Source organism: Streptomyces sp. SID3343, assembly GCF_009865215.1.
Lineage (GTDB): Bacteria > Actinomycetota > Actinomycetes > Streptomycetales > Streptomycetaceae > Embleya.
In genome coordinates this window covers 1-18,981 of record NZ_WWJX01000183.1, presented here as the reverse complement: position 1 = coordinate 18,981, position 18,981 = coordinate 1, and the positions used below count along the sequence as shown (strand labels likewise).

Annotated in this window: 18 protein-coding genes and 1 pseudogene; 7 read left to right on the top strand and 12 right to left on the bottom strand. The window is 69.4% G+C overall.

Going from position 1 to position 18,981, the window contains the following annotated elements; translation table 11 throughout:
* Positions 1-101 precede the first annotated feature (101 nt).
* On the bottom strand, positions 102-1,007 hold the full coding sequence (locus GT354_RS06925; RefSeq protein ID WP_161355339.1) for an NADP-dependent oxidoreductase: 906 nt from the start codon (positions 1,005-1,007) through the stop codon (positions 102-104).
* A 696-nt stretch (positions 1,008-1,703) separates the two neighbouring features.
* Between GT354_RS06925 and GT354_RS53570 the strand changes: the two genes are divergently transcribed.
* From GT354_RS53570 to GT354_RS06910, 3 genes are all read left to right on the top strand, one after another.
* Complete coding sequence (locus GT354_RS53570; protein ID WP_161355337.1) at positions 1,704-2,981, top strand: sensor histidine kinase; 1,278 nt, start codon at positions 1,704-1,706, stop codon at positions 2,979-2,981.
* Complete coding sequence (locus GT354_RS06915) at positions 2,969-3,628, top strand: response regulator transcription factor (RefSeq protein ID WP_161355336.1); 660 nt, start codon at positions 2,969-2,971, stop codon at positions 3,626-3,628. Before GT354_RS53570 ends, GT354_RS06915 begins: the two co-directional genes overlap by 13 nt.
* A gap of 1,146 nt (positions 3,629-4,774) precedes the next feature.
* On the top strand, positions 4,775-5,149 hold the full coding sequence (locus tag GT354_RS06910) for a beta/gamma crystallin domain-containing protein (protein WP_346011902.1): 375 nt from the start codon (positions 4,775-4,777) through the stop codon (positions 5,147-5,149).
* An 893-nt stretch (positions 5,150-6,042) separates the two neighbouring features.
* Here the strand turns inward: GT354_RS06910 and GT354_RS06905 are convergent.
* The 3 genes from GT354_RS06905 to GT354_RS06890 all read right to left on the bottom strand — a co-directional run bounded on the left by GT354_RS06905 (position 6,043) and on the right by GT354_RS06890 (position 9,078).
* Positions 6,043-6,495 carry a MerR family transcriptional regulator gene (locus tag GT354_RS06905; RefSeq protein ID WP_161355332.1) on the bottom strand — a complete coding sequence of 151 codons (453 nt, stop codon included), beginning with the start codon at positions 6,493-6,495 and terminating at the stop codon, positions 6,043-6,045.
* Positions 6,496-7,063: 568 nt separating this feature from the next.
* Positions 7,064-7,723 carry an SMI1/KNR4 family protein gene (locus tag GT354_RS06895; RefSeq protein ID WP_161355331.1) on the bottom strand — a complete coding sequence of 220 codons (660 nt, stop codon included), beginning with the start codon at positions 7,721-7,723 and terminating at the stop codon, positions 7,064-7,066.
* 881 nt (positions 7,724-8,604) lie between these two features.
* The gene (locus GT354_RS06890) at positions 8,605-9,078 is read right to left on the bottom strand and encodes a MarR family transcriptional regulator (protein ID WP_161355329.1); all 474 of its coding nucleotides are present in this window, start codon (positions 9,076-9,078) and stop codon (positions 8,605-8,607) included.
* A 106-nt stretch (positions 9,079-9,184) separates the two neighbouring features.
* On the opposite strand from GT354_RS06890, the gene GT354_RS06885 reads away from it, so the two are divergent.
* Entirely contained in the window at positions 9,185-9,580 is a 396-nt protein-coding gene (locus GT354_RS06885) for a nuclear transport factor 2 family protein (RefSeq protein ID WP_161355327.1), read from the top strand.
* A 442-nt stretch (positions 9,581-10,022) separates the two neighbouring features.
* On the opposite strand, the pseudogene GT354_RS06880 reads toward GT354_RS06885, so the two are convergent.
* Positions 10,023-10,243: pseudogene (locus tag GT354_RS06880) on the bottom strand (GntR family transcriptional regulator); the annotation flags it as partial.
* A 126-nt stretch (positions 10,244-10,369) separates the two neighbouring features.
* Positions 10,370-11,116: an SDR family oxidoreductase gene (locus tag GT354_RS06875; protein ID WP_161355326.1), complete on the bottom strand. Its 747-nt coding sequence runs from the start codon at positions 11,114-11,116 to the stop codon at positions 10,370-10,372.
* Between the two features lie 103 nt (positions 11,117-11,219).
* On the opposite strand from GT354_RS06875, the gene GT354_RS06870 reads away from it, so the two are divergent.
* The gene (locus tag GT354_RS06870) at positions 11,220-11,819 is read left to right on the top strand and encodes a TetR/AcrR family transcriptional regulator (protein ID WP_161355325.1); all 600 of its coding nucleotides are present in this window, start codon (positions 11,220-11,222) and stop codon (positions 11,817-11,819) included.
* Between the two features lie 131 nt (positions 11,820-11,950).
* Here the strand turns inward: GT354_RS06870 and GT354_RS06865 are convergent, their stop codons facing one another.
* On the bottom strand, positions 11,951-12,367 hold the full coding sequence (locus GT354_RS06865; protein ID WP_161355324.1) for a Tn3 family transposase: 417 nt from the start codon (positions 12,365-12,367) through the stop codon (positions 11,951-11,953).
* A gap of 299 nt (positions 12,368-12,666) precedes the next feature.
* Here GT354_RS06865 and GT354_RS06860 point away from each other — a divergent pair, with 299 nt between their 5' ends.
* A complete protein-coding gene (locus GT354_RS06860; protein ID WP_161355323.1) occupies positions 12,667-12,810 on the top strand; it encodes a transposase in 144 nt (47 codons plus the stop codon).
* A 99-nt stretch (positions 12,811-12,909) separates the two neighbouring features.
* On the opposite strand, the gene GT354_RS06855 is transcribed toward GT354_RS06860, so the two are convergent.
* Together GT354_RS06855 and GT354_RS06850 are read right to left on the bottom strand one after the other, a co-directional pair.
* Positions 12,910-14,652 carry a hypothetical protein gene (locus tag GT354_RS06855; protein WP_161355322.1) on the bottom strand — a complete coding sequence of 581 codons (1,743 nt, stop codon included), beginning with the start codon at positions 14,650-14,652 and terminating at the stop codon, positions 12,910-12,912.
* A 1,209-nt stretch (positions 14,653-15,861) separates the two neighbouring features.
* A complete protein-coding gene (locus GT354_RS06850; protein ID WP_161355320.1) occupies positions 15,862-16,365 on the bottom strand; it encodes an N-acetyltransferase in 504 nt (167 codons plus the stop codon).
* 124 nt (positions 16,366-16,489) lie between these two features.
* On the opposite strand from GT354_RS06850, the gene GT354_RS52475 reads away from it, so the two are divergent.
* Entirely contained in the window at positions 16,490-16,825 is a 336-nt protein-coding gene (locus tag GT354_RS52475) for an epoxide hydrolase N-terminal domain-containing protein (protein WP_237534447.1), read from the top strand.
* A 22-nt stretch (positions 16,826-16,847) separates the two neighbouring features.
* Here GT354_RS52475 and GT354_RS56390 read toward each other — a convergent pair whose 3' ends face one another.
* From GT354_RS56390 to GT354_RS06835, 3 genes are all read right to left on the bottom strand, one after another.
* Positions 16,848-17,210, bottom strand: coding sequence for a hypothetical protein (locus GT354_RS56390; protein ID WP_346011901.1), 363 nt, complete (start codon positions 17,208-17,210; stop codon positions 16,848-16,850).
* A gap of 598 nt (positions 17,211-17,808) precedes the next feature.
* Positions 17,809-18,495 (bottom strand): GntR family transcriptional regulator, encoded by a 687-nt coding sequence (locus tag GT354_RS06840; RefSeq protein WP_161355319.1) that lies wholly within the window; start codon positions 18,493-18,495, stop codon positions 17,809-17,811.
* A 111-nt stretch (positions 18,496-18,606) separates the two neighbouring features.
* Positions 18,607-18,981: DAK2 domain-containing protein (locus GT354_RS06835; RefSeq protein WP_161355318.1), on the bottom strand; the 375-nt coding region annotated here is incomplete at its 5' end.

Genomic DNA, 18,981 nt, shown 5'->3' with positions numbered 1-18,981 from the left:
ACGCCAGACGCCCGACGCCGAGCGGTCGGCCCCGAACGCCCGGCGCCGGCCCGCCGGGATCGTCACGTGGCGGGCCGGCGTGGCCGGGTCGGGCCCCCGCTTCAGATGCGGACGACGATCTTTCCGCGGGTGCGTCCGCGCTCGGCGTGCGCGTGGGCGTCGGCGATCCGCTCCAGGGGATAGCTCTGTTCGACACGGGGTGTGTAGCGGCCCTGCCGGCCCAGCTCCGCGGCCTCGGACAGCAGGGTGGAGTCGTTCTCCGCGTTGACCACGTGTGTGCCCAGGCGTTGCCCGCCCGCGTGGTCGGCGACCGTCGCGACGCGTGTCGGGTCGCCCGTGATCGCGACGAGGTCGTCCAGGGAGCCGGAGGCGGCGGTGTCGAGCACGACGTCGACGCCGTGCGGGGCCAGGGCGGAGAGGCGCTGGGCGAGGCCGGGGCCGTAGGTGGTGGGAACGGCGCCGAGGGAGGCCAGGAACTCGTGGTTGCGTTCGCTTGCCGTCCCGATCACGGTGGCACCTCGTGCGACGGCGATCTCCACTGCCGCGCTGCCCACGCCTCCGGCGGCGCCCTCGACGAGGAGGGTGCGCCCAGCGAGGGAGCCGAGCGCGTCCAGTCCGCGCATCGCGGTCACGGACGCGAGGCCGGCGCCCGCGGCCTGCTCGTCGTTCCAGGTGGCGGGGACGTGGGCCCAGGCCGAGAGGACGAACAGTTCGGCGGTCGCGCCGGTGACACCGCCCAATCCGAAGACGCGGTCGCCGATGCCCACCCCCTGCACTTCCGCACCGATCTCGTCGACCACTCCGGCGGCGTCGCGCCCGGGAACGGCGGGCAGCTCCAGGGGGATCACCCCGTGCAAGGCGCCGGCGCGCAGCTTCCAGTCGATGGGATTGACGCCGGCCGCCGCGACGCGGACCCGGATCTCACCGGGTCCGGGGTGGGGGTCGGGCACCTGCTCGATCACCAGGCCCTCCGCCTCGCCGTACGTGTGGAAGCGAGCTGCACGCATGATGTCCTGCCTTGCCTTGACGGGTCGAAACGACGTGTTCCTTCGACGCCTGCCCACTCTAAAACCTGACATTGACGTGAGGTGCAAGTCGGCACGCCGAGACGGCCACCCCCGCCGAGGGAGAACCGGTACGGATCGGTGCAGGCCGCCGCCGAGTGGGCGGGGCGAGCGCGAAAGCCCTGCGCCGCCACGAAGAACGGCGCCGGCTCCCCGCCGACCACCGTGCCGACGGCCGACGGCCCGCCGCGGGTACGCGAACCGCATCCACGCCCTTGCGACCACCGCCGGGTCGAAGATCGGTCTCGGCGCCGACCACGCTTCGATCGGTCCCCGGGGCCACCGGCGTGGGCCCGTTCCTCGACGGGGCGCGCGTCGCGCACGAGACTCGTCTCCCTCAAACTACGGGAGGCGAGTCTCGGCCTGTCGGGGTCAAGGGGTTCGTCGCCCCGGCGCAGACGGCCGTACGGAGCGCGCGGACCGCTCGTGCGGCGGCAGTCGGCGTCCGCCGATTCTCGGGCCCGCAGGGTCCGGATCGCGGAGGCCGCGACGGGAACGTCCTTGCCCACGACAGCCGTTCGTTCGCCGTCGGTGACGATACGATCACCGAACGAACAGGAACACCCGGTAACCTCCATCCCGGGAGGCCCGAGGAGCCGCCCGTGGGCTCCTGCCGTCTTCGTGGGTCGAAAGGTTCGGATGCCAACACACAGGGCCTCCTCGGTCGCTTCGGGCCCGACCGCGGGCCCGAAGGACGTCCTCGCTCCCCTGCGGACCACGTCCGACGCGTTCGAGCACCTGGTCGGCGGGCTGGGTACCGCCGTTCTGGCGCTGGTCGCCCTGGTGTGGACGATCGCCGTCACGTTGGCATGCCTCGTCGGCGTCGGCCTGCTGCTGGTGCCCGGCACGCTGCGGCTCCTGCGCGCCGTGGCCGATCGGGAGCGGGCCCGATTATCCGGCTGGGGCGAGGAGATCACGAGACCGAGCCCCGGGCCCGACAACATCCGGGCCGCCCTTGCCGATCCCACCACTCGCCGCGAACTGCGTTGGCTGGTCGTTCACGCCACCCTGGGGCTGTTGGTGGGCCTGGCCGGGGTGACACTGCCCCTGTCCGCGGCGACCGACATCCTGTTCCCGGTGTGGTGGCGGCTGGTCCCGCCGAGCAAGGCCTCGCCGTCTCCGGCGGACTTCGGACCCGTGGGCAGTTGGCCGGGCGCGTTCGCGGTGTGCCTCGCGGGTGTAGGCCTGCTCGCCGTCGCCGTTGCCACCACGTCGTGGACGGCTCGCTTGCAGGCGTGGCCGGGACGGCGGCTGCTTCCGCCGCGATCGAGCACCGATCTCTCCCTGCGCGTCGCGCAGTTGACCGCGACCCGCGCCGCGGCACTGGACGCCCACGCCGTCGAACTACGGCGGATCGAACGGTCGTTGCACGACGGAACCCAAAACCGCCTCGTCGCGGTCGGCATCTTGATCGGTGCGGCCCGACGCACTCTCAGCCGCGACCCGTCGCGGGCCGACGACGTGTTGGAGCGTGCGCAGAGCGCCGCCGAGCAGGCCTTGGCCGAACTGCGCACGGTCGTGCGCAGCATCCTGCCCCCGGTGTTGGCCGACCGCAGTCTCGCCGACGCGCTCACCGGCCTGGCCGCGGCCTGCCCCGTGTCCTGTCGGATCGACGCCGACGACATCGAACGGCACGCGGCATCCGTCGAGGCGACGGCCTACTTCGTGGTGGCCGAAGCACTCACCAACATCGCTCGGCACAGCGCGGCCCGCTCGGCCGCCGTCACACTGCGCCGTCGAGACGACCGGCTGTGCCTGACGATCACCGACGACGGCTGCGGCGGAGCGGACGAGCAGGGCGGCTCGGGACTGACCGGCATTCGCCGCCGCGCCGAGGCACACGACGGAACGTTCACCCTGGACAGCCCCTCGGGCGGACCGACCACCATGGAGGTGAGCCTGCCGTGCGGGTGGTGATCGCCGAGGACGACGCGCTGCTGCGCGAAGGCCTCGCCCTGCTGTTGCGCGCCGAGTCGATCGACGTCGTCGCGGTTGTCGACAACCCGGTGAGCTTCCTGGCCGCCGTCGACGCCCACACACCCGATGTGGCCATCGTGGACGTCCGGATGCCGCCGACCCACACCGACGAGGGGATCGCCGCGGCCGTGGAGGCCAGACGCCGCCGGCCCGACCTGGCCGTACTCGTGCTGTCCGCCTACGTCGAGCAGGCGTTCGCCACCGAACTGCTCGCCGAGGGCAGCGCCGGTCTGGGCTACCTCCTCAAGGAACGGGTCGGACGGGTCGAGGAGTTCCTGACTGCCCTGCACCGGGTGGCCAACGGCGGCACCGCGATCGACCCGGAGGTGGTCACCCAACTCTTCGCGCGCACCCGCTCGGACACCCGACTCGCGCGCCTGAGCACCCGCGAACGCGACGTCCTCGCGCTGATGGCCGAGGGGATGGGCAACATCGCCGTGGCCGAGCAACTGCTCGTCGCCGAAGGCACCGTCCACAAGCACATCCGCAGCATCTTCGCCAAACTCGACCTGCCCCCCACCGACCACACGGACCGCCGCGTCGCCGCCGTACTGCGCTACCTCGAGGATGTGCACCGCCAGGTCTGATCGCGCAACGATCGCGTCCGGTCGGGGAGTCGGGCGTCCGCTCGCCCACGAGAGGGTCCCACGGCGCGCCGGCGAAAGCGCCCGGGTGGCAGAAACCCACCCCGTCCCACCACCACCGGACTCGGCCACCGGCGACGCTGCGGCCCGATGCACCGCGGATTCCGGTACCCGCCGGACGGAGCGCGGGGTGACTCCGTCGCTCCGTACCCGGTTCGGCGACCGACCGGGAATCGACCCGCCAACTCCCGCAGATGCACGCGACGTTCGACCGGCCGCTCACACCGATCCGGGACACCCGGGCAGTCGTCGCAGCCCCACAGGACGCGGGCCTTCGCGGAGCGTGTCGACGGGCCGAACCCGGCCACTCCCGCCGTCCTATGGCCCGGACCCGACCCGGTCGAAGGCGGTTGGGCACATCCGAAGAACGGCCGTCCGGCCTACCTCGGCGCCCGCCCTCGCGACGGATCCGGTCACCGTCAGCCGCCGAGGTCCACCGAGGTCCACCGAATCGTCCGACATCCCCCGTACTCCTCGAAAGCTTCCTCACGGCAACCGATCCGACGTGGTGAACCGGCCACCACCCGCTCCGCATCGCTCGACGGGACGGGGTCTCGACCGAGACGGCGGTATCCGGGAATGGCGCGTTACTCGGTCGACGAGTCGTCCGGGTCGGCCTGGAGCGCCCGGCGGGTCTACACCACCGCCCGTATGTCGTCGGTGCCGACGCGAAGGCGAGCACCGAGCGGTGACCGTGACCACCGAGGTGACTGTGACCATCGAGGGGTGACGGTGACCACCGAGGGGTGAACGCGACGACGGCCGCAGCGCCGGTCGGCCGTGTGGTCGACGACCCGCTCCGGTCCCCGTGGGCGGGTCGGCCGACCCACCGCCATGCCGCGTATCGAGAGCGTCCACCGCCCGGGTGTTCGAGTCGAACGCGCCGAGTGGGGCTCTCCGCCGAGGGGTGCAGGCTGTACCTCGATCTGCCGGCAGGCTGGGTCGTCCCAGGGAGCCGGGCCCGACATGCTCGGGGTGTCCCGAGGTCGTCCCGAATCGTTTTGCCCGCCCGACGGGTGGATCGTCGGAGGTCGGCCGGGACATCCGTCCACGACACATGGAGGAAGCGTGAAGCTCAAAGGAACAAGCGTGAAGCTGCCCTTACGTCGCTCTCTCGGGGTCGCCGCCGCCACGGTGGCCGCCCTGGCCGCCTTGGCCGTACCCGCCGTCGCCGCCACCCCGACCGGGGGTCCCTCGACGCTCGTCCACGGCGTGAACTGCAACCGGACCGACTATCTGGAGATCCACAACAACAACGGCCAGAGCGTTCTCTGCTTCGCCGACCGCGGGTTCGTGGGTGTCGCCATCTACGGCGTCAACTGGGTCGAGTCGGGCAACAACGTGGTGAACATCCAGTTCCAGCGGAACCTGAACAACCCGGCGCTGGAAAGCGTCACCATCCAAAAGTGGCAGCCGTGGAACCCCGGCCACGTCCACAAGGTGACCCGGATCGAGATTTACTGACCTGCACAGAGAAGGGGGCGCCCTTCGGGGCGCCCCCTTTTCCGCGTAGCGCGCCGAGCAACGTCGCCCGCGACGACGGCGGGCGCTGCTGTGGATGGGACGGGGACTCACCCGTTCTCGGACGGGACGCGGACTCCCCCGCGCGCCCGCCACCCGGTCGCCACTCGCCTGCCACGGGTCGCCACCTTCGGTGCGACGTCGGCCGTCGGCCGACCGGTCCGGCGGCGAGAAGGCAGGCCACCAGAGACCATGTGGCGGTTCCGACAGTCGAACAGCTCACCGCCGCGATCCCCCGCCGCGCCGGAACCCCTCTCCCCCCACGAACTCGCTTCTCCGCTACTCGCAGACCATGCCGATGCGCTCGAACACACCCGGCACTGGACGAAGCGGCGACTCGAAGCCCCGGCCGTCGCGGCCGACCCATGCGGAAAGCGCGAACGCTCCGTCGACACCGAGGAAGCGTCGGCCCTTCTCGGCAGTCCCGGTGTCGCAGACGTGGCGAAACGAAATGGCAACCACGCAACCTCGGCGCCACCGAAGCCGACCGCTGTGCGCCTCCGCTCCCGGGCTTCGGCGATGAAGGCCCAGGCCGCCGAAACAGATTCACGTCCGGCCACCCCGACCCAGGCGATCTCGGCCTCCTCCGCTCCCTCACGTGACGGCCCCGCGAAAACCGGACCCCGCTCACCTGACGCCGAGCCGGCGCAGGTGGTGCGCCTGGACCGAAGGCCGAAGGGCGACCGGTTTTATCCGCCCGGGGTCGACTCGCAACCGTGGCTGGACGCTACCGGTCCGTGACAAGCACGAGTTCCCGCGCTTCGCCAAGACCCTCGGGTCGGCTCCGGCCGGCCGAGCGAGATGACGCCCCCGGGGCCGTGCTCCGTAGAGGACGGCTACCGGAGCGAGCTCGAACCCGATGGTTGCGAGGTGGTCGATACGACCGAACCGAACGCGATGGGAGCGCCCTGCGCGGCGGTGTTCCCCCGGCAGGGAGTGCCGGTGCGCAGGGTGGCCGAGGCGCCGGCGATGACCGCGTCGAGCCGGTTCCGGGTGTGCGTGAGGTCGGCGATGTGCCGGTCGATGTGGTCACGCTCCATCGCCAAGCGGTCGAGAAGCTCGGGGGTGGCCATGCCGTCGACGACGCAGGGCGTGAGTTCGGCGATGATCTTGCTGGACAGACCGGCGGTGTACAGCTCCCGGATCACACGGATCCGATCGACCGCGGCTTCCGAGTAGTGGCGCTGGCCGCTGTCGCTGCGCTCGGCGGCGAGCAGGTTCTGCTCCTCGTAGTACCGCAGGGCCCGGGTGCTGACGCCGGTTCGGCGGGCGAGTTCCCCAATGCGCATTCCGAGCTCCACGTGATGTACGTCGCGCTGACTTGCCTTTGACGTCAACGTCAGGTTTTCAGCGTAGCCGATGTGCCCTTCGCCGCTCGCGCTGACCGCACCGCAGCGCGGACCTGCACGTACGCATCTCCACACCGGTCACCGGCACGGGTCTGCCCATCGTGCTGTTCGCGCACGGATTCGGCTCGGACCTGGACGACTACGCACCCACCGGTCCGCACACGGCTTCGTGGTGATTCAGGCCACGCACCTCGCCTCCAAGCGGTTCGCCATCGCCGCGGACACCCGCGTCGGTCTGCGCGTCGAGAAGGTTCTGATTCCGCAGTAGACCCGAGGACGGAGCAAGACGCGTAACCCTGCCTACCTGGAGGTGGTCGACGCGATCGCACGCACGCCGCCCGCAGGCGCGGTGACCGGGCCGAAGTCCGGACAACTCCGCAAGAGGCAGCGCAGCATTCCGAGCCCACTGTCGACCGAATCGACGTACCCGCCGTCGACCCACACGAGCCCCACCAGGGGAAACGCCGTCGACAGGGCGATGCTGGCCCGACACGAACAGCGCGGCGGGTCAGGTCCATTCCAGGGTGTGCCTACCCGAGGAGTGTCGGTAGGTGGTGGGCCGGGAGCCCCGGAACGGCGTGCCGTCCTCCAGGGATCGGGCCAGGAGATCGAAGAACTCGGTCAGGCTCGTGGCCCACTCCACGGGTGGCCAACACCCGGATCCGAGGCCGATCTCGTACACGTGGCCGTACATCGGGCCGGGTTGGTGGTACACGAAGGCGATGCCGCCGTCGTTGGGGTGCGCGAAGGGCACCCAGCGGAGAATGTTGCCGTCGACGTGGTTCTCGCGGAAGTCGTCCACGTAGTCGGCCGGATCGAAGTCGGCCTCGAAGTCCTCGGCCAGGGTGACGATTCCGGTGTATGCCGAGGCGATGGCGTCGGCTCCGTCGAGTCGGTGACCGAGGGGGAGGAAAGCTCCTGCCTGGAAGTGGTCGAGATCCCAACTGGCTTCGGCGTCGGGGACACCGTCGTGGCGTCCCAGGAGCGCCCGGAGTTCGGGATGGAGCGGGAAGCCGAGACGGGCTTCCAGCGCGTCGACCCGGGCGGCGGTCGCCGGGGGACGCAGGGTGACGCGATCCTCCGGCGACCGCTCGGCCAGTATGGCCTCGAACCGATCCCATGCCTGTTGGAAGACGTTGACGTCGACGTTCGTACCCGTGAGATCCATGCGCCGGACGGTATCCGCGAGCACCGACGCCCGTGGACACAATGCCGAACCCAGGGAGAAGTCGGTTGCAGGGGAACGACGTTCGCTCCGCCGGGAGCGGGAGCGAATCCGACCGGGTGGTGGTGCCGACGTGGGTCTGATGGCCACCGGCATTCGCGGTGTATGGCCGTCTGGCCTGCGGTGTTCCTGATCGGTTCCTTGTCCGAAGGAGGGCCCTCCGTCCGTTTTGCTGGTGTTGCGAGCATCAGCTACCGGTCGGCGAGATCCCGTGACGAAGTCCGACAGAGGGATCGTGGAAATCCTTGAGGCGTACGACCTGACCGGGGCGGTCTGGTCGGCTGTGACCTTGGCAGGACACGACCCGAAGATGGTCAGGAGGTATGTCGAGGTTTGCGCCGGCGGGCGAAATCCTGATGCGCGAGAGCCCCGGCCGAGGCCCACTCCGTCCGGAACGGAACCATCGGCCGGCAAGCCCTCGGTCAACCACCGGATGCCCGTGGGGAGTTGTCGGCCGGCTGATCGTGGTCGGTCCCCGAGGAACCACAGATGCCGGTGCACTGCAGCAGCACCTCGATCAGGGCTCGGGTACCGTCGCGCTCGCCGTGGGCTCAGGTGCACCGGCACTGAGTAGCGGTTCGTGCGGACGCTGATCCGGCTGATCGGTCAAGGCGGGGAGTAAACAGCCGCCCCGTCTCGAACGGCTCGTCGGGCAACGGCGCGAGCGGGGGTCGCTCGACGGCGAAGTACTCACCGATGGCGCGGGTCCGGGGGCGGATTCGGCAGGTATCGTCCACTTCGTCCCACCGCTCGATCATCGCGTTCCGCTCCGCCGGTGTGGCGACTTCGGGGACGGGGACGAGATGGTTTCCGGAGGGTGCGGGCTACCCGGGAACGGCGTCCGTCGCCGGCTCGCCCCCCAGTGGCCCGTCCTCGACGAACCGCCGCAATCCGCGCGCGAAGATCCGCGCCTCGTCCGCCGGCCACCCTGCCAGTGACGCCTCGATCCGCGCCGCGAGCCGCTCGCGCATTGCCTCGACGCAGGTCGCGCCCGCGTCGGTCAGGGTCAGCAGCACCGCCCGACGGTCGCCGGGATCGGGCTCGCGGCGGACCAGGCCGACCGCCTCCAGGCGGGACGCGCGGCGGCTGACGCCGGAGCGGTCGAGTCCGATCTCGCCGGCCAATTCTGCGGCACTACACGGCCCGGTCCGGGCCAGGCCGCTGAGGACGGGGTAGGTCGTGTCGTCCACGGCCGGCCCCAGGCCCTCGGTCAGCCCCGCGTACAGGTTCGCTCGGGTGCTGCGCCGGAGCAGTCGGCCCAGCGCGTCCGCGACCTCGTGTCCCACCATCCGTTCCATGCGTCCAGACTAGCGTGCGCGCCGCACGCTTATGCGCTATTGTCGAAAAGCGTGCGCGAAGCACGCGTCTCTCAGGGAAAACCTTCTCGATCGGAGCCACGTCACCATGTCCTGTACCGGTATCGCTGCCGCCCTCACCGACCTGCTCTTCCACCCCGAGTTGGACCTCGACACCGCGATCGACCGGCACTTCGCCCCCGACTATCGCCAGCGCACCGACGGTGTGTGGGCGGACCGGGCCGGTTTCGCCGAGCACATCGCGCACCTGCGCACGATCGTGGTCGGCGGCAGCATCGAGGTGCACGAAGAGCTGTCCGATGGGTCGATCTACGCCGACCGGCACACGATCGACGTGCACAAGGCGGATGGCTCGACCGTGGTGATGGAGGTGTACGTGTTCGGCGAGTTCGCGCCGGACGGCCGCTTTCGTCGGATCGAGGAGACCACGCTCATGCTGTCCGGCACCGCCGCCGATCGGGGGCTCGGATCGGCGCGCGCGTGATTCCCCCTCGATCGTCGGTATGCCGCACCCCGGCTCGGTATGCGGCCCAGGGCATCGCCGTGTGCCGGGTCTCCCTACGCGAGCGGCCCCCGCCGTGGCTCGGGGCCCCTCGGGCCGCGCGGAGCGCACCTCGTACCCCCAGCGGTCTGCTTCTTCCTCGCGTTCCGTGACGTCGGCGGGGTCGACGGAACCCGCACGGGCACGTCGTCCCCCGGGACCTGGCTCACGGAGCGGCAGCGGCGGCGTTGCTCAGCGGCGGATGGTGGCGGTGAGGCCGGGGTGGGTGGTGGTGAAGGAGTCGAAGAGTGCCCGGAGTTGCCCTTCGCGACGTTCGCGGACGTCGCGAAGGGCAATGCGTGTGGGGTAGGGCGGGAGTTCGTGGCGCCATTGCCGTTCGAGCGCGTCGCGCGCGGCGTGCAGGCGTGCGTATTCGGGCTGTCCGGCGGTTCCCGGACCCCTGCTGTGCGGTGAGCCGCCCTCGGCGTCCAGTTCCGCGTCGGCGTCGGCCACGGCCACGGTGTTACGGGCTTTGCCTGGATCAGTGGCAAGGGGTCGGGCCGAGGGCAGCCGAGTGCCCGACACGAGCCGCCCGGTGCGCGCGGCCTCCCGCAACGCGTCCATGAGTCCGGTGCGCAATCCGGATCCGCTCGGTTCCGGATGCAGGGCGACGCCGGCCGCGGACGGCTGCGTGACAGAAGTGGCCCGGGAATCTGCCTTGGAAAGGGGCCTTACTCCTGCGCTACCGCCGGCCGCCATCCGTGGCCGCTCGCCGTCTGGTGCGCGGTCGCGCTATGCGCCGTATCCGCCGTCGATCCTCAGCACTGCGCCGGTGACGTACGAGGCCTGCGGGCCGGCGAGGAAGACGACGCCGGCGGCGATCTCCTCCGGCCTGCCGTACCGCCCCATCGCCGTTGTCGAAAGGAACATGGGTGCGGCCGGGCCATCGGCGGGGTTCATCTCGGTGTCGACGAACCCGGACTGGATGACGTTGACCGTGATGCCTCGGTGGGCCAGATCGCGGGCTGCGCCCCGGCTGTAGCCCTCGAGGGCCGACTTGGTGCCCGCGTAGTCGGCCATTCCGGGGAAACCCACCCGTGTTCCCACCCCCGAGCCGATGCTGATGATCCGCCCGCCGTCGGGCAGTAGCGGGAACGCTGCTCGGACCGCGGCCACCACACTGGTGTAGTTGATGGCGAGCTGACGGTCGAAGGCGGACTCGTCGGCGAGCTCGCTGTCGATCGGCCCACCGACGGTCGCACCCGCATTGTTGACCAGAATGTCCAGCTTTCCGAACTGCTGGACCACGCTGTGGATCAGGCCCGCCGCCTGCGCCGCGTCCGACTGGTCCGCCCGGAACGCCGCCGCACGCACCCCCTTCGCCTCCAGGTCGGCGACCACGGCCTTGGCCTGATCCGCCGAGGACGAGTAGCTGATCGCGACATCGGCTCCCTCGTCGGCCAGCGCCAGCGCCGACGCCGCCCCGATCCCTCGCGACCCGCCGGTCACGATCGCCACCTTGTTGTCCAGCTTTCCCATGTGCTTCCCACTTCCCTGGGTGCAACGTGCCACGGAGTTCTTGACCGCGCGGTCCACCATAGGCATGGTGGACCGCGCGGTCAAGAATCCGTATCCTGTTCGTATGGCACGTCCGCGATCGTTCGACGAGAAGCAGGTACTGAACGCCGTCCGGGAACAGTTCTGGGACGCCGGTTACGCCGCGACCTCGCTGGAAGACCTGATGCGGGTCAGCGGGCTGGGCAAAGGCAGCCTGTATGCGGCGTTCGGCGACAAGCGTCAGCTCTTCCTCCGGGCGCTGCACAGCTACACCGACGACAGCCATGGCCATCTTCGGGAAGCCCTCGCCGAGAATCCACGGGCCCTGGACGCACTACGCATGCTCCTCGAGGCACCGATCGACGACCCGACCGGCTCCGGCACGCGGCGTGGCTGCCTGATGGCCAACAGCACCTGCGAACTCGGTAACGCCGATCCGGAAGTCCTCGCCCACGCCCACCGCACCTACGAGACGTCCACCGCGCTGATCGGTGACTGCGTCGCCCGCGCCCAACGCGAGGGCGACCTACCGGCCGGAGCGGATCCGATCGCACTGGCGCGCGCCCTTCTGGCCGCGCAACAAGGGCTCTTGTTCATGAGCCGGACCGGGCTGGACACGGCCACACTGACCGTCACGGCACGATCACTCGCGGCTCAACTCCTGCCGGACCACTCCGGCGACTGAACCGACAGGCGCAAACGGACCGTACGCATCAAGCCTTGCCGCCCAGGGTGAACCTGCCGGTCAGGGCCGTGCGGCGTGTCGTGCCCTCGAATGGCTGAAGCTCCTCGTAACCCCGGCGGCCTGTTTCTGCCTCACGTTCCGTGACGTCGGCGGGGTTGGGCTGTCGGCGGGATGGTGATGTCGAGGTGGGGGTCTACGGGTGCGGGTGGGATGTGGAGTCCGTCGGTGTTGTAGTCGCCGAAGCGGCGGATCGTCTCGCGCCGGTAGGGGCTGAGGACCGCGAGGTCGGCGGGGTCGACGGGCCGGCCCGCGCGGGCCGTGTCCCGCAGGACCCGGGTCATGTCGACGGCGGTGGAGAAGTTCACCGAGCCCGCGACCAGGTCGAGGAACTCCACGGCCTTCTCCTGGCGTTCGGGGTCGCGGCTGCCGAGGATGCCGTGGTTGCCGAACGCGAGCCACTTCGTGAAGCCGTTGTATGCCTCGGCCTTGTTGGTGGCCTTCGCGATCTGGTCGCGAAGTGCCGGATCCGAGAGGTAACGCAACAACACGATCGCGCGAACAGGGCCTCGTCCACCGACGGGGTGTAGAACTCCGCCAGTTCCCGGGTCGAGATCAACCTCTTGAACCGCGGATACGCGGTCCGCTCGATCGTCGTCAACGCCCACGCCCCCACCGCCACAGAGCGGCCCGAGCCCACGGGCCCCGACGACCCGACGTCACACACGCGGAAGAATCATGATCGTATCGCCGCGCCGGATCTCACACTGCGTCAGGTACAGCCGCAATCATCCGGTGACTCTCCGTCGATGAGTGGCCCCTTCCGTACGTACCTCCTCCGCCCTCCTCCTTGTGCTACTACCTACTCGACGTCTACCTCACCGACGTCTACCACGCCGACGTCGAACTGCGGCAGGAGATCCACGAAGGGTTACCGGTCGTGGGGAACCGGAACTCCGCGAAGCAGGATCTGTTTCTACGGCACGGACGCTGACCTGACCGGCTCCGGCATTGATTCGGGCTGGTACGTCATCGATCACGAGGCCTCGGGGGACGACGCCCGGGCCCTTTCACCTCGGGATCAACCTCGGGATCATCTGAACCTCATCAGCAACTCGAGGTTCTTCATTTGGATATGAGTGTTCGCCGCGTAGACCGTGACGGAGGCCAGATCCGGGAGGGGCTTCTTCGATTTCCACCATGCCAGCAGCTTCCCGCTGTCGCCCACTTGCCAACGTGGATCCCCTGCGGGGTTCTCGTAGAACGCCCCCAGCCGGTCGATCAGATCGTGCACCTTCCGATTGTCGCCGCAGGCGCATGCGTGCAGGGCGGCAATGATTTGCACATAATCGGATGCGGTGGTTTTCTTGCCGACCCGCCGAGGCGCCGAGAGGGGCCAGATATCGACGACTGCGAACTTCAGCGCGATATGGAGAAGGTACTCGTCCGCGTCGTCGAAACTGATCCCGTACCGCCCTGCTGAAACACACGCGTCATATCCGTCCGAAGATCTGCTGTTCCACTGGCCGAAGTCCTTCGCGTCCAGACGCACTTTTGCATGCTTTTCCACGGCTGCGGAATCTTTGTGGAAGGTGGTGATGGTTTTGGAATCCACGTACCACGTGATATGTTTCATCGTGTTGTACACTGCGTTTTCAACCCTGTCGTCGCCCTCCCCCTCCCTTGTGTAGACCATCCAGAAAAGCTTGCGAAAGTTGGGGAGGGCCAGCACTTCGGCAGTGGTCGCGGCGGCAGGGTTCGAGGGTCCGTCTTCCTTGCCCGACAGGGCAACCAGTTTGGCGCGTAGTTTATACAGGACAACGGTGGCAAGGCCCCGGTCGAACCCGATTGACTCAAGTGCGTTGTATGCCACCCGATTCAGGTTCTGGAGATTGACGACTCCCCCGCCTTTTGACGTGTTGCTCCACAGGTAGTATCCGAGACCGGGCAGCTCCGTCTGGCCGGTGCCGTCGTCGCGGGCGGGAACGATCCTGTCCGGCTTGGCGATCCACGAGATGTTCGGGGCCGTGGTCATGTGCGCGTACTGCAGTCCGTCATGCGTCATGACATACATGTCCACGGTGGGGAAGCCGAGCTGGCCCGCCACGTTCCCGACGCCGCCGATATTGACGGCCTGCAGCGCAACGGATACCGCGTCTTTGAGGTTCTCCGGGGGCTGATTGGTCGCGGAGAAAACGGCGAGCCCCTTCGCAAGATCACTCTCTCGGACAGGTTTCGTTTCGCCCGGCTCGATCTTCGTTCCTTGCTTCCTGAAGCGTTCGATCAGGTCCTTCGTGAACGGGTCGTCTTTCGTCAGTGACAGGTGCGGAAGCTCGGCGAGGTCGCTGTGCACATCGTCGGCTCGCACCCTCCCGAAGATGTCGACGACGGCGTCGAAAAGTGTCCTCGCGTCCCCATTCAGGTTCGCGATACTGCCGACTGTTGCCTTTGTTACGGTACCGGTATACGTGACGAAATCGATACGACCGGCCTGGTAATCCTTGACCGCGTCCGAAATTTTTTTGTTGAGGTCTTCAACCCACGTCTTGATGTTGAGAACCGCGCGAACGACCGCCTCCTCCACCATTCCTTTGACTGTCGTTCCCTTCACCAGGCTGATGATGGCCGTGGTCGTGTCCGCAATGACGAACAGGATTCTCGTTCTTTCCAGGACGTACACGTTCTGCTTCGTCGCGTTCTTCATTTTCACGTTTTGCGTGACACCGGGGCGCGCCCAGTCCAAAAATGTCGTACCTTGGATCAGGTCCCGCAGGACCGGTATGGACGTCTGGCCCTCGATCCACGTGCTTTCCTCCGAAGTGTGGTGCCCGGGCATGTGTTTCCTTCCCGCAGGACGAATGATCTTGAAATCCGTTCCAGTCCCTTCCGGCTCCCCCCGGAGAAACACTGCCGACAGTAACCGAGCAGGCGCCGTCTCGGGACCTGTTCCGCTCTACGTTTTTATGCAGCGGCCTTGGGAAAGCCCCCGGAATCGATCCCGCCGGTGGCGGAACCGGCAAACGGCGACGAGGCGCGCGTGGATCGGCGACAGCCGCTGGAGCACACCGCTTCGCGTGGTCAGGCCCGGCCGGACTGCCGGCGGTGGTGAGGGCCGCAGGTCGTGAAGGCGGCGAGGCCCGAGAGGGCGGGTTCGAGGCAGTGGTCGAAGACGTGGGCCAGAGCGCGAAGCCGACCCGCCCGGGCTTGTTTTCGGCGAGGTCGCCCAACGGTCGAACGGCGTTCGTACCGACAGTGGTGACGAGCCCGGCGCCGTTCGGGCGCAAACCGATCTCCGGGACGGCGCCGAGGGATTCAGGGTTGGGCTCCGCGCAAACTGCGAGATGTGGTTGTCGGAGACGAACACGACGAACGGATGCCCGCTCGCGGGGCTTTCCTCATACCGAGACAGCGGCCCCGCCCCGGCGATCGGTTCGGCCGCCCCTACCGTCAGAGCCCTTACCGCCGGGGCTCGCCACCGAGATTGTCGGGTTGTTGCGTGGCGATGACGATGACGCCTCGGCCGACGTGGTCGGTGACCTGCGATATCTCGGACCGTGTACGTGCTCGCCGACATGTTTCGACCTGCCGACCGCACCCGTGGGTTCGTCCGGCTTCGCCATGGCTCGGCTGGGACGTGATGGGGAGGACGTGATCGGGCCGAGTCCGGATCCCACCACGACGACCATCACCGACATCGAGGTCGGGCGCGGATGGTGGTTGCGCAAGGCCAGTCCGGTACATACCGGTGCGGGAATGCGGCGCGGTGCCGGCGATGCGAGGCCGCCTCCCGGCCCGAGTCCCCCTTCACCGGTCTCGGTGTACACGCGCCGAAGCAGCCGGGCAGTCGATACCCGAGTTCGCGTCCGCACGTTCGACTTCGGCCGGCGTGAGCGGAGGGTAGGGCTCTTCCGGGCAGCCGGGTGAGGCACCCTCGCACCGTCCGCACTCCACGGGAGGGCGTGCAGTCTCTCCAAAAGCACGTCGTCGTCCGCGCTACGCCACTGTCGGTCCGGGTGCGTTCACCGCGCGGATGATCATCCCGCGCTTACGCATCGGGGTGCGCCGGCAGGGCGAGCCAGTGCGACCAGGAGAGGTCGCGGCCGATGAAGCGCGGCTGCTCGAACGGCCAGTCGGCGGCGATCCACCGCGGCACCAGCGCGTCCAAAGCCTGCTCGACCTCGCTGCCCACCAATTCGTCCACCACCCACCAGGAGATTTCGCCGTCCGCGCCCGCCTTCTCCGGCGGGTCGATGTAGACACAGCCGAGCAGGGCCGTCTCCGCCACGTCGAACAGCGCGTAGTTGAAGGACTGGTGTGCGGCGATCTCCTTCTCGTGCCGCAACAAATCGGCCCGGTCGGCCTCGTAGGTCATGGTGGCCGCGGGCCAGCCCCAGGCCGGACCGAAGATGCTCCACAACCGCTCGCGCGATCCCATCACGGCCGGATAGTCGAGCGGCGCATCCGTTTCCCGGATCGGCCGCAGGTGGTGGGCGCCGCCCGGCAGCGGTACCAGGACAGGGTGGACGAAGTCGTCGGGAAGCCAGTTCATGGCGCCAGACCGTAGCAGCGCCCCGGCAGCGCCCGGCGGCCACCCGTCGGCCGGACGAGGTGGCCGGGGTCGGCTGGGGCCGAGGAGTGTCGGTCGGGTATCCGAAGGAGCTCGCACCGAGTAGTTGCGGACGCCCTGCGACTGGCGGGCGCCGGAGGCCGCGCTCAACCACCATCCGCAGTTCGTCACCACCGTCGAGGGCCTGAACGTCCATTTCCTGCAGGTGCGTTCGCCCGAGCCCGATGCGCTGCCGCTGATGTTGCTGCACGGCCCGCCGGCCGGGTGGGGTGGTGGACTTCCTCGACGTGATCGGGCCGCTGTCCGATCCGCGTCGACGGCGGCGACCCGTCCGAGGCGTTCCACGCGGTCGTTCCGTCGCTGCCGGGGTTCGGGTTCTCCACTCCGCCGGCCGGGCCCGGGAGGGGCGTGGCCGGGATGGCCGCGGTGCCGGCGCGGCTGATGGCCCGCGTGGGGTACGCGCGCTACGGGGTGCAGCGCCACGACACCGGCGCGTGGGTCGCCCCCGCGCCGGGCAGGTGCGACGCGGACCACGTCGCCGGGGTCCATGTCAACGCGGTGGTTACCTTCCCGATCGGCCTGGCGGGCGAAACGGAGGGTCTGGCCACGACCGAACAGTGCCGTTGGCAGGCGAGGCAGGACTGTCCGATGCTGATCACCCGGCCGTGCACTTTGCGCAGGTGGGCGACCGGCTTGCGCAGCGACCAACGGGTGAAGACCTCGTGCCCCGTACCGCCGGCCCCGGGCACTCGGTGGAGGACGCGTTGCGCGAGGCCGCGCGGCCCGGCCGACTCGCCGCCGGGACAAGCCTTGCCCGGCTCTCGCACACTGGCCGGCGACCTGGGCGTGGCACGGCGGCACGATCGTCCGCGCGTACACCCGACTCGCCGCCGAGGGCGAGCTGATCGGATCACCGGGTTCCGGCACCCAAGTGGCGCACGTCAGCGCGCCCGAATCGTCCGGCGCCGGTCGCGACGGGGACGCGGCACCGGCCGAACGCCGTTGGCGGGCCGATCTGCGGCCCGATCGGCCCGACCTCGCGGCCTTTCCCCGGGCGGCCTGGACGACGCGCGTCCGCCGGACGCCGGTCCCGAGTCGAGGCGAGCGCGTTCGACCCGGCACCGGCGTCCCGCGACGCGAACCGCGCCGGCTTGCGGCGGTCTCCCTCGACTGCGGATCGGTCGGGGATCGGTGGTGAATCGAGCCCGCCAACCGTGCGAGAGATGGTGGGGGCGGCCACCCGCACCGAGCAGAACCCGCCGGCTTGCAGCTGTGGGAACGCTTTCGGTCGGGCCGGCGCCCTGTGGGCCTCACGGGCGATGAAATGCCCGAGCCCGCGCATCCGGATCTCCGGTGAAGTATGCGACGAAGGCTCACCGAAGCAGTTCCCGACGGACGCTCACCCAAGCAGTTCCTGACGAAGGCTCACCCAAGCAGTTCCCGAAGGAATTCGCGGTTCTGGTCGTGGAGTTGTCGGCAGGCGATGGTGGCCTCGTCGACGTGGCCGTGGAGGACGCCGTCGGCGAGGGTTCGGTGTAGGGCGAGGATGTCGGCGCTCATGGTGTGGCCGTGCGGTGAGATGCGGATGGTCGCGTCGATCTGCTGTTGTAGGCCCTGCCACAGGGATAGGAGCAGGGGGCTGCCGCTTGCCTCGACGATGGCGGTGTGCAGGGCGCTGTCGAGTTCGGCGGTGCTCGCCCGTGCGGCCACCGCGTCGCCGAGCCGGTCGAGGATGGCGGCGAGCTTCGTGCTGTCGCGGCCCTCGTCGCGGTGTGCCGACAGGCGGAGTGCGCCGGTTTCCAGCACCTCGCGGACGTTGACCACGTCTTGGAGGTTGAGTCGTTCGGCGGGGGTGCCGTCGGCGGGTTGGGCGGTGACGAACATGCCGCGGCCCATTTGTACTTCGAGGATGCCGTGGCCGATGACGGTGGAGACCGCTTCGCGGATGACGGGGCGCGATACGCCGAAATCCTGCGCCAATCGGCGCTCGCTGGGGATTCGGGTGCCGACGGGGTAGGTGCCTCGGCGGATGTCCTCGATCAGGAGGCGGGCGATGCGGTTCGCCTGTGACTCCCTCTTGGGGGCCCCCGGGTCGGCTCCGTTCACGGTCACTCGTCGACGCTCCGTAACTGCGCGGGGGCTTGATCGGTGGTCATGCCTGTCAGACCTATTATGGGCCCCCCGCCTCCTGACGTGCACGGGGCGCCCCGGCGGGGGCAGGCATCACGGGCTCGACACCGCGGGGGCGGCGACCGTGTGTCTCCACAACTCGCGATCCGTTCCGGGGACAGCCGTGGTCCAAGCCAATGCCACGGATGCCGCTCCGGCGTCGACTCGGCCGCCGGCCAGGCCGGCATTGCGGGAGGCTCGGCCTCGGCGGGCGGTCATCGTCCTGGTGGCGGCGGCGCCGTCGAGGGCGCCGTCGAGTCCGGCCCGGGCGGCGAGGGCGAGGTCGTGGAGGCTGTTCCAGCTCGCGGCGAAGGCGTCGGCGGCGGGGTACATGGCGTCCAGGAGGGTGCGGTCGTCGCGGCGTGCGGATCCGATGTGGGCCATGCCGTCGGCCGCGGCGTGCAGGGCTTGGGCGAGGGCGGCGCCGTC